Genomic DNA, 9492 nt, shown 5'->3' on the forward strand with positions numbered 1-9492 from the left:
TTAAAAAGAGACCGCAGGTCAACTGGGGGCGCGGGGTGGCGGGCGAAGACGATGGAACATCCGCTAAATCTTCAGAGCCTGAAATACCGTCTTCGCGAGCAAGCTCACTCCTACAGGGACCGTGCTTGCTGATCTCAAAATCCATCACCGCCACTGGCAACTAAACCCCGACACGACTAACGTGCTCGCCTGATTCATCGGTTTTCCAAGGAAGTGGAATATGTTGCGTCGCCGCATGTTGATCATGTTGGGCATTGTCCTGATCGTGGTGCTGGCCCTGGGCGGGTACAAGGCGTTTTCGGTCTATCAGCAGATCCAGCAATTTACGGCGCCGAAGCCGCCGATCAATGTGGCGGTGGCCGTTGTTGCGGAGCGCCCGTGGCAGAATCGTCTGCCGGCCATCGGCACGCTCAAGGCATCCCAGGGCGTGGATCTTTCGCTGGAGATCGCGGGCACGGTCAAGGCCGTGCAGTTTGAATCCGGCCAGAAGGTCAAGGTCGGTCAGCCGCTGTTACAGCTCGACAGCGATGTGGAAAAGGCCCTGCTCGGCACTGCCGAAGCGGACCTCGGTCTGGCGCAGGTCGAGTACGGACGCGGCAGTAAACTGGTGGGCGAATCCGCCATTTCCCGGGGCGACTTCGACAAGCTCGCCGCCACCCAGAAAAAAGCCGCTGCCACCGTCGCGCAACTGAATGCCTCGCTGGCGAAGAAACGCATCCTCGCGCCCTTCACCGGCACCATCGGCATTCGTCAGGTTGACGTCGGCGACTATCTTGCCAGCGGCACGGTGATCGCTACCCTTCAAGACCTGACCAGCCTGTACGCGGACTTCTTCGTACCTGAGCAGATGCTGCCGAAACTGGCCCTCGGCCAACAGGTGCAGGTGAGCGTCGCGGCCTATCCGGACCGCGTATTCACCGCGCGCATCAGCGCCATCAACCCCAAGGTCGAAGACACCACCCGCAATGTGCTGATTCGCGCCACCCTGCCCAACCCCGACAGCCAACTGCTGCCCGGCATGTTCACCAGCCTGCAAGTGCTGCTCGGGCAGGACACGCCGCAACTGGTGTTGCCGGAAAGCACGATCACTTACACGCTGTACGGAAACTCGGTGTACGTCGTCGTGCCGAAAAAGACCGCCGACGGCCAGCCGGAACACAACAGCAAGGGCGAGCCTCAGCTCATGGTCGAGCGGCGCTTCGTCGAGACCGGTGAGCGTCGCGGCGGGCTGGTCATCATCAGCAAAGGATTGAAACCCGGCGAGCAGGTGGTCACCGGCGGCCAGTTGAAACTGGATAACGGCGCTGCCGTCGCCATCGTGGCCGACCCGGCAACACGGTCTGACGCCACCCCCGCGGCGCAGAACAGCCAGCCCAAAGCTGACTGATCAAGGAATCGATCATGGCCTTTACAGACCCGTTCATCCGTCGCCCGGTGCTCGCCAGCGTGATCAGCCTGCTGATCGTGCTGCTGGGTTTTCAGGCGTTCAGCAAGCTGACCATCCGCCAGTACCCGCAGATGGAAAACGCGCTGATCACCGTGACCACGGCTTACCCCGGCGCCAACGCCGAAACCATTCAGGGCTACATCACCCAGCCGCTGCAGCAGAGTCTGGCGAGCGCCGAAGGCATCGACTACATGACCTCGGTCAGTCGGCAGAACTTCTCGGTCATTTCCATTTATGCGCGCATCGGCTCCAACAGCGACCGCCTCTACACCGAGCTGCTGGCCAAGGCCAACGAGGTCAAGAACAAGCTGCCCCAGGACGCCGAAGACCCGGTGCTGAGCAAGGAAGCCGCCGACGCTTCGGCGCTGATGTACATCAGCTTTTACAGCGCCGAGCTGAGCAACCCGCAGATCACCGATTACCTGTCCCGGGTCATTCAGCCGAAGCTGGCGACGCTGCCGGGCATGGCCGAAGCCGAGATCCTGGGCAATCAGGTGTTCGCCATGCGCCTGTGGCTCGATCCGGTCAAGCTCGCCGGTTTCGGCCTGACCGCCAGCGACGTCACCGAAGCCGTGCGCAAGTACAACTTCCTGTCCGCGGCGGGCGAGGTGAAGGGCGAGTACGTGGTCACCAGCGTCAACGCCAGCACCGACCTGAAATCCCCCGAGTCCTTCGCGGCCATCCCGCTCAAGACCGTGGGCGACAGTCGCGTGCTGCTGGGCGATGTGGCGCGGGTGGAGATGGGCGCCGAGAACTACGACACGGTCAGCTCGTTCGACGGCACCCCGTCGGTGTACATCGGCATCAAGGGCACGCCCAGCTCGAACCCGCTGGACGTGATCAAGGAAGTGCGGCGCATCCTGCCGGAGCTGGAAGCCCAGCTACCGCCAAGCCTGAAAGCATCCATCGCCTACGATGCCACGTTGTTCATTCAGGCCTCGATCCATGAAGTGGTGAAAACCCTGATCGAAGCGGTGCTCATCGTCATCGTTGTGGTGTTCCTGTTCCTGGGTGCCTTGCGCTCGGTGCTGATCCCGGTGATCACCATCCCGCTGTCGATGATCGGGGTGCTGTTTTTCATGCAGTTGATGGGCTATTCGATCAATTTGCTGACACTGCTGGCGATGGTCCTGGCGATCGGTCTGGTGGTGGACGACGCCATCGTGGTGGTGGAGAACATTCACCGGCACATCGAGGAAGGCAAGACGCCCTTCGATGCGGCCATCGAGGGCGCTCGCGAGATCGCCATGCCGGTGGTGTCGATGACCATCACCCTGGCAGCGGTCTATGCACCCATCGGTTTTCTGGAGGGACTGACCGGTGCGCTGTTCAAGGAATTCGCCCTGACGCTGGCCGGCGCAGTGGTCATCTCCGGAATCGTCGCGTTGACCCTGTCGCCGATGATGTGCGCCGTGCTGCTGCGTCGGGACGAGAACCCCAGCGGCCTGGCGCACAAACTCGATCACGCCTTCGAAAGCCTGAAGGTCCGCTATCAGCGTGTCCTTCACGGCACGCTAAATACCCGGCCGGTGGTGATCGTGTTCGCGGTGCTGGTGCTGTGCCTGATTCCGGTGTTTCTCAAACTGAGCCAATCGCAACTGGCGCCGGACGAGGATCAAGGCATCATCTTCATGATGGCGACGGCGCCGCAGCCGACCAACCTCGATTACATGAATAAATACACCGACCAGTTCATCAGCATTTTCAAAGCGTTCCCGGAGTACTACTCCTCGTTCCAGATCAACGGTTTCAATGGGGTGCAGACCGGCGTCGGCGGGTTCCTGCTCAAGCCATGGGATGAGCGCAGCCGCACGCAAATGGAGCTGCTGCCTGAGGTGCAGGCCAAGCTCAATGGCATCACCGGGCTGCAGATTTTCGGCTTCAACCTGCCGTCGTTGCCCGGCACCGGTGAGGGCCTGCCGTTTCAGTTCGTGATTAACACACCGGGCGACTATGCCGCGCTGCTGGAGGTGACGGATCGCATCAAGAAACGCGCCGCCGAATCGGGCAAATTCGCGTTTCTGGACGTTGACCTGGCCTTCGACAAGCCGGAAGTGGTGGTCGATGTCGACCGCGCCAAAGCCGCGCAGATGGGCGTGTCGATGCAGGACTTGGGCGGCAGTCTGGCGACGCTCCTCGGCGAGGCGGAGATCAACCGCTTCACCATCGACGGGCGCAGTTACAAGGTCATCGCCCAGGTTGAGCGGGCCTACCGCGACAACCCGGCCTGGCTGGCGAATTACTACGTCAAGAACACCGAAGGCAAGATGCTGCCGTTGTCGACGCTGATCACCGTCAGCGACCGGGCCAGACCCCGGCAGCTCAATCAGTTCCAGCAGCTCAACTCGGCGATCATCTCCGGCTTCCCGCTGGTGAGTCAGGCCGAGGCGATTGAGTTGGTGAGACAGATCGCTATCGAAGAGTCGCCGCCGGGTTTTGCCTACGACTACGCCGGCGCATCCCGCCAGTACGTACAGGAAGGCAATGCGCTGTGGGTGACGTTCGGCCTGGCCCTGGCGATCATTTTTCTGGTGCTGGCCGCACAGTTCGAGAGCTTCCGCGATCCGCTGGTGATTCTGGTGACGGTGCCGCTGTCGATCTGCGGCGCGCTGATTCCGCTGTTCCTCGGGATCTCGTCGCTGAACATCTACACCCAGGTGGGTCTGGTCACGTTGATCGGGCTGATCAGCAAGCACGGCATTCTGATCGTCGAATTCGCCAACCAGCTCCGCCGCGACAAGGGCCTGACCGCCCGCGAAGCGGTCGAGGAAGCGGCGGCGATTCGCTTGCGGCCCGTACTGATGACCACGGCAGCGATGGTGTTCGGCATGGTGCCGCTGATCCTCGCCACCGGTGCGGGCGCGGTCAGCCGCTTTGACATTGGTCTGGTGATTGCCACAGGCATGTCGGTGGGGACGTTGTTCACGCTCTTTGTGCTGCCGTGCGTGTATACGCTGCTGGCGCGACGGGACGAGCCGCAGCCCGAAGGCAATGGCCATTCGAGTGCCACGATGGATGCTCGTAACTGATACACGAACCTGGCCCCACGCCCACAAAAAAGGCCCCGATCTTCGGGGCCTTTAGGTCAGTGCAACAGAAAGGAATCAGCCTTGTGGTCCGCTTCCCTGGGCCAGGCCGAACATCAACAGGAGCAGATCGTGATCAGGCCGGGCCGTGTCGGACATCTTGGCCACCCGAGGCAGCGGGCAATGGCCTTCGCCATGCACTGCGCTCAAAATCTTCGGCCCGGGTTGATCCCAGGCGGCCAACGCGATGGAAGTCACCCCCAACGCCCCGACCAAAAACAAACCTCGCGCCATTTCTAACTTCATCGCTGTAAACCTTTGATGGGCCTGCCAAACGCGGTCTCGTAAAAGTAGACCAGCTTGGTCCAGTCCGCTGGCTGAAACGACGAATGGCGACGCAGTTGTTTCATGTCGTGCTGGGCGGCGGCATAAGACGTCAGCCGCTGACGGCATTTCTCCAGATCGAGCAACGCGACCTCAGCCTTGGCATTGGCGCCCTCGCCCACGACGCGAACGAAAACGTGCTTGATGTAAATGCAGCTGTGCTGCCAGCGACCCTTGTGCATACGGGCCAGGTTGCTGGCGATTTCCTGAAGCATCTGCTCGTACACCACTTCGCCGTGCTGCTCGCGACCGCCGGCACGCAGCCAGTTTTCAAATTCGTCGAAGCCGTCCAGCGAGGCCGTGACCAGCAATGCACGCCACTCGTTGTTCTCATCGCGCTCGGCACCACAGAACACCATGCGCGGCACGTTGACGTCGAGCTGGCGAAGACCTTCGAGGGCATCGCGCTCGCGCAGCACGGTCGGACGGCCAAACGGGTGCAGCCAGCTGCGATAGATATGGCCGGTCTGGCGCTTCACATAGAGCAGCCGACCGTTTTCCGAGACGACACGCTGCACGCCACTTTCACCGCCACGGCGCACGTTGGGCTCTTCAACCCACTCACCCCGTGTGTTCCAGAAATAGGCGAAGCGGTCCTTGGCGGGAACGGCTAACTCTGTTGCGAAATCCACGGCCATCCTGTTACCTCTTACGTAATAGATACACACGCCACATGGCGTACATCGGCAGGAAATCCAGGCGCTCCTGAATCCGAAACCCTGCCTGTTCAAATTCTGCCTCTACGGTGGCCACCGGCAGCACGAAGCGATTCTGATAATCATGTTTCGGCCGCGACCCTTCAGCGCGGCGCCGCTTCCAGGCCTTGAAATTGCCATCCACCCACAGCGACACGATCACGCTGTCCCGGCTCACCCGGTGAAACTCTTTCAACAGCACGGCGCGGTCTTCAGCCTTGCCGATGTGATGCATCAAGCGCATGCAGAAGATGCTGTCGACAGCGTTGTCCGGCATCTCGATGGCAAACGCCGATGTCTGCAGCGGCTGCACGCGCTTGACGATCTCCGCGGGTTGCGACTCGCAGGCAATCTTGACCATGGAAGCCGAGTTGTCCGCCCCGATGATCACCCGGTTGGCTTTCTCGGCCAGCACCGGCCAGAAACGTCCTGCGCCGCAGGGTAAATCCAGCACCAGCCCCGGTTCGCCCGCCAGCGCCAGTGCGCGGCGAGCGAGTTGTTTGTCCCGGCGATCAGACAGGCGCCTGGCCAGTCCATCGTTGTGTTTGCGCAAATACCTTTTAGCGTGTTCGTCGTCGTATTTGCGTGAAAAATCCAGCTCGATCCGCTTGCTCATGGCTGCCTCCCCTTTGATGAGAGGGCCAAACTAAGCAGCGAAGCGTCACGCTCAGGTCAGATGAATGTGAAAAAAGCGTCCGAAAAAGTGAACAAATGTTACGAGATTATTCAAGGACTTAGGGCCAGCATACGGCCATATCTAGGTCTGTTTTAGCACCTTTACACAGGCTGTACATTTGTCGATGGCAACCGAGCGGAGTCCTTGCCAGGGCGCAAACCCATGTCCACGCTGAACCGGCAGCCATTTGGCTCCATGGTGTCCAGGCTGACGGACCACCCCTGGTTCTCGCAGATACGCTGCACCAACGACAGTCCCAGGCCCAAACCTTCGCCGCGTTGCTCGGTACCGCGCACAAATGGCTGAAACATCGCCTCACGTTTTTCTTCCGGTATCCCCACGCCGGAATCCTCCACCATGAACCCGCCTTCTCGCAGGGTCAGGCGGATGAAGCCGGTGTCGGTGTAGTGCAACGCGTTGCGCAGCAAGTTACCCATCACGGCATAGAGGAAGGTGGCGTTGTAAGCGGTATCGGAGGGCTCGCCGGGCAGGTATTCCAGGTTCAGGCCTTTGCGTTCGATCGGTTCGCGCCACAGGCTGATCAGCTGCTGGGCGGCGCCTTGCAGGGTCAGTTGCGGGTAAAGGGCGAGGTCATCGCGCTGGGTGCGGGCCAGCATCAGGAAGGTCTGCACCAGATCGCGCATTTCTTCGCACGCCCGCGCCACGCGCTCAACCTGGGCACGGGCGCGCTGATCCAGCGCCGGGTTCTCCAGCAGCAGCTCACAGGAACTGGCCAGCACCATCAACGGCGTGCGCAGTTCGTGGCTGACGTCGCTGGTGAACATCCGCTCACGGGTCAGGGCATCGCGCAGGCGGCCCAGCGTGGCGTCGAAGGCCACCGCCAGCTCACCCACTTCGTCGGCGGCGTAATCGGGGGCGAGAGGCGGGGCGAGGCCGAGCAACTGATCGCGATGACGCACCTGCCGCGCCAGCCGTACCACCGGCGCCATCACCCGGCGCGCCAATATCCAGCCGAGGAAGATCGCCAGCGCCAGCGCCAGCACAAAGCCCACCAGCACGACGGCGAACAGCACACGCTCACGCTCTTCGAAATCGCTTTGGTCCTGAAGCAGCACGTAGTGACGGCCGTCTACGACCTCAACCATGGCGTGGTAGGACAACGGCCCGCGAAATACTTCGTGAAAGCCCGGTTCCAGGTGACGCAAATCCTTCGGCAGCTCGAAATCCCCCGGGCCGCCGCTGAAGTAAAACAGCTGATCCGGCTCGGGGCGATGGCTCCAGTCGTTGACGCTGTCCATTAGCAGCAGACGCGTCAGGTCGCCGCCCAGCCCGGCCGAAATCAGCTTCTCTTCGACCAGGTGCACCGTCGCGACGATGCCCATGGCGAAGCACCCGGCAACCAGCGCGCTCATCAGCGCGAAGGCGATGATGATCCGTTGGGCGAGGCTCTGCTTAAACTCCATCACGCCCCTCGGCGAGGCGGTATCCGACACCGTGGACGGTCTGCAACAGCGGCTTGGCGAACGGCTTGTCGATGACCTGGCGCAATTGGTGAACATGGCTGCGCAGGCTGTCGCTGTCGGGGCAGTCATCGCCCCACAGGGCTTCTTCCAGGACTTCACGACGCAGGACGTGAGGGCTCTTCTGCATCAACACCGCCAGCAATTTCAGGCCAACCGGGTTGAGTTTGAGCAGACGCCCTTCGCGAGTCACTTCCAGGGTGTCCAGGTCGTAGATCAGATCGGCGACCTGCAAGGTACGCCGCCCCCCACCCTGCGCACGACGCAGCACCGCCTCGATGCGCGCCGCCAGTTCCGACAGCGCGAACGGCTTGAGCAGGTAGTCGTCGGCGCCGGAGCGGAAACCCTGCAGGCGGTCGTCGAGCTGGTCGCGGGCGGTGAGCATGATCACCGGCGTGTCGCGGCGCGCGTCTTCACGCAGGCGCTTGCACAGGGTGTAACCGTCGATGCCGGGCAGCATGATGTCGAGCACGATCAGGTCGTAATGCTCGGTCGCCGCCAGGTGCAGCCCGGACAGGCCGTCTTGGGCACAATCGACGGTGTAACCCTTCAAACCGAGGTAATCGGCGAGGTTTGCCAGGATGTCGCGGTTGTCTTCAACCAGCAGAATTCTCATGGCGCGTGTCTCCCTATGCGGCGTGGCGAGACCCGGGACACGGCGCGAGAGGCCGTTCAACAAGGTCAGAGTTGGCGGCAGCTTACGGCGATGCGCGCTCAAGGGCCAGCACCTCCGTGCATAACGTTTTTTTCACTCGCGGTTCACGGCGCCGCGACAGCGTTCTGCTCAGACTTCGCACCGCTCTGGCTCAATAAACCCCCGCTCCCCCTCGCCCACTACACGGGATTCGCCATGTCACACGCACTCGAACGGCCCGCCTCACGCCCGATCAACTTCTGGGTTTATCTGGGCATCCCGGCCGTGACCGCCATCGTTCTGATATTGCTGGAACTGACTTCGCTGGACATGGACATCGCCAAACTGGCCTACGACCCGGTGGCGGGCGAGTTCATCGGTCGGCACAGCTTCTTCCTCGAAGACGTCCTGCATGACCGCGCCAAACAGGCCGTCATCACCATCGGCGTGTTGTCCTTCGTGAGCTTCATCGCCTCGTTCTTCGTCAACGTGCTGAAGCCGTGGAAACGCGAGTTGGGCTGCATGGTGCTGTCGATGGCGTTATCCACCAGCTTCGTCACGCCGGTGAAAGTCGTGACATCGGTGCAATGCCCGTGGAGCCTGAAAGAATTCGGCGGCCAGGAAACCTACAGCGAACTCCTCAGCCCCCGCCCGCAAACCGACAAACCCGGCCGCTGCTGGCCCGGCGGTCACGCAGCCACCGGCTTCACACTGTTCGCCCTGTTCTTCGTCTTCCGCGACCGCAAACCCCGCCTGGCCAAAGCCGGCCTGATCTTCGCGGCGGGCCTGGGCACCGTCTTCTCCGTCGGCCGAATGCTCCAGGGCGCGCACTTCTTCTCCCACAACATCTGGACAGCGGTGTTCTGCTGGCTGCTGTGTTTAGGGGCGTATTACTTTGTGCTGTACCGACCGGTGAAGAAAAAAGACGTGGTGGTGAGTGGGGAAGCGGTATCAGGATGAGGCTAGACCGACGAAGTAGTTTCGGGATCATGGCTAGACCGGGGACAGATTGATTTACGGTGAAGCGCTGTAAATAAATCAGTCCCCTGCAACCTCCGCGAAAATCTTCTGTGCCTAACCGGGCCCCTTCCCGGCTAAAGCCGGTCCCACTGAAAGCAACGTGTCCAGCCAGTGGGACCGGCTTTAGCC

Annotated in this window: 8 protein-coding genes; 3 read left to right on the plus strand and 5 right to left on the minus strand. The window is 61.6% G+C overall.

The features are described 5' to 3' along the window. Window positions 1-220: 220 nt before the first annotated feature. Both QMX88_RS27485 and QMX88_RS27490 read left to right on the plus strand, forming a co-directional pair. Window positions 221-1387, plus strand: coding sequence for an efflux RND transporter periplasmic adaptor subunit (locus QMX88_RS27485; protein WP_282373402.1), 1167 nt, complete (start codon window positions 221-223; stop codon window positions 1385-1387). 14 nt (window positions 1388-1401) lie between these two features. Next, window positions 1402-4476 (plus strand): multidrug efflux RND transporter permease subunit, encoded by a 3075-nt coding sequence (locus QMX88_RS27490; RefSeq protein WP_282373404.1) that lies wholly within the window; start codon window positions 1402-1404, stop codon window positions 4474-4476. 75 nt (window positions 4477-4551) lie between these two features. On the opposite strand, the gene QMX88_RS27495 is transcribed toward QMX88_RS27490, so the two are convergent. The 5 genes from QMX88_RS27495 to colR form a co-directional block, all read right to left on the minus strand. After that, entirely contained in the window at window positions 4552-4779 is a 228-nt protein-coding gene (locus QMX88_RS27495; protein ID WP_108120736.1) for a hypothetical protein, read from the minus strand. After that, complete coding sequence (locus QMX88_RS27500) at window positions 4776-5495, minus strand: lipopolysaccharide kinase InaA family protein (RefSeq protein ID WP_265388496.1); 720 nt, start codon at window positions 5493-5495, stop codon at window positions 4776-4778. Before QMX88_RS27500 ends, QMX88_RS27495 begins: the two co-directional genes overlap by 4 nt. Before the next feature lie 4 nt (window positions 5496-5499). Next, the gene (locus tag QMX88_RS27505; RefSeq protein ID WP_282373406.1) at window positions 5500-6168 is read right to left on the minus strand and encodes a class I SAM-dependent methyltransferase; all 669 of its coding nucleotides are present in this window, start codon (window positions 6166-6168) and stop codon (window positions 5500-5502) included. A gap of 161 nt (window positions 6169-6329) precedes the next feature. Further along, window positions 6330-7652, minus strand: a complete 1323-nt coding sequence (locus QMX88_RS27510) for a sensor histidine kinase (RefSeq protein ID WP_282373407.1) — start codon at window positions 7650-7652, stop codon at window positions 6330-6332. Continuing rightward, window positions 7642-8325 (minus strand): two-component system response regulator ColR, encoded by a 684-nt coding sequence (gene colR, locus QMX88_RS27515; protein WP_037014624.1) that lies wholly within the window; start codon window positions 8323-8325, stop codon window positions 7642-7644. The genes QMX88_RS27510 and colR overlap by 11 nt, the downstream gene beginning before the upstream one ends. 234 nt (window positions 8326-8559) lie before the next feature. Between colR and QMX88_RS27520 the strand changes: the two genes are divergently transcribed. Continuing rightward, window positions 8560-9303: a phosphatase PAP2 family protein gene (locus QMX88_RS27520; protein ID WP_282373408.1), complete on the plus strand. Its 744-nt coding sequence runs from the start codon at window positions 8560-8562 to the stop codon at window positions 9301-9303. The last annotated feature ends 189 nt before the right edge of the window (window positions 9304-9492 follow it).

Origin of the sequence: Pseudomonas sp. PS02290, from assembly GCF_029960075.1 — a bacterium.
Classification (GTDB): domain Bacteria; phylum Pseudomonadota; class Gammaproteobacteria; order Pseudomonadales; family Pseudomonadaceae; genus Aquipseudomonas.

Coding starts and splice junctions, on each gene's coding strand:
- QMX88_RS27485 (WP_282373402.1), top strand. CDS start 221: ATGTTGCGTCGCCGCATGTTGATCATGTTGGGCATTGTCCTGATCGTG.
- QMX88_RS27490 (WP_282373404.1), top strand. CDS start 1,402: ATGGCCTTTACAGACCCGTTCATCCGTCGCCCGGTGCTCGCCAGCGTG.
- QMX88_RS27495 (WP_108120736.1), bottom strand. CDS start 4,779: ATGAAGTTAGAAATGGCGCGAGGTTTGTTTTTGGTCGGGGCGTTGGGG.
- QMX88_RS27500 (WP_265388496.1), bottom strand. CDS start 5,495: ATGGCCGTGGATTTCGCAACAGAGTTAGCCGTTCCCGCCAAGGACCGC.
- QMX88_RS27505 (WP_282373406.1), bottom strand. CDS start 6,168: ATGAGCAAGCGGATCGAGCTGGATTTTTCACGCAAATACGACGACGAA.
- QMX88_RS27510 (WP_282373407.1), bottom strand. CDS start 7,652: ATGGAGTTTAAGCAGAGCCTCGCCCAACGGATCATCATCGCCTTCGCG.
- colR (WP_037014624.1), bottom strand. CDS start 8,325: ATGAGAATTCTGCTGGTTGAAGACAACCGCGACATCCTGGCAAACCTC.
- QMX88_RS27520 (WP_282373408.1), top strand. CDS start 8,560: ATGTCACACGCACTCGAACGGCCCGCCTCACGCCCGATCAACTTCTGG.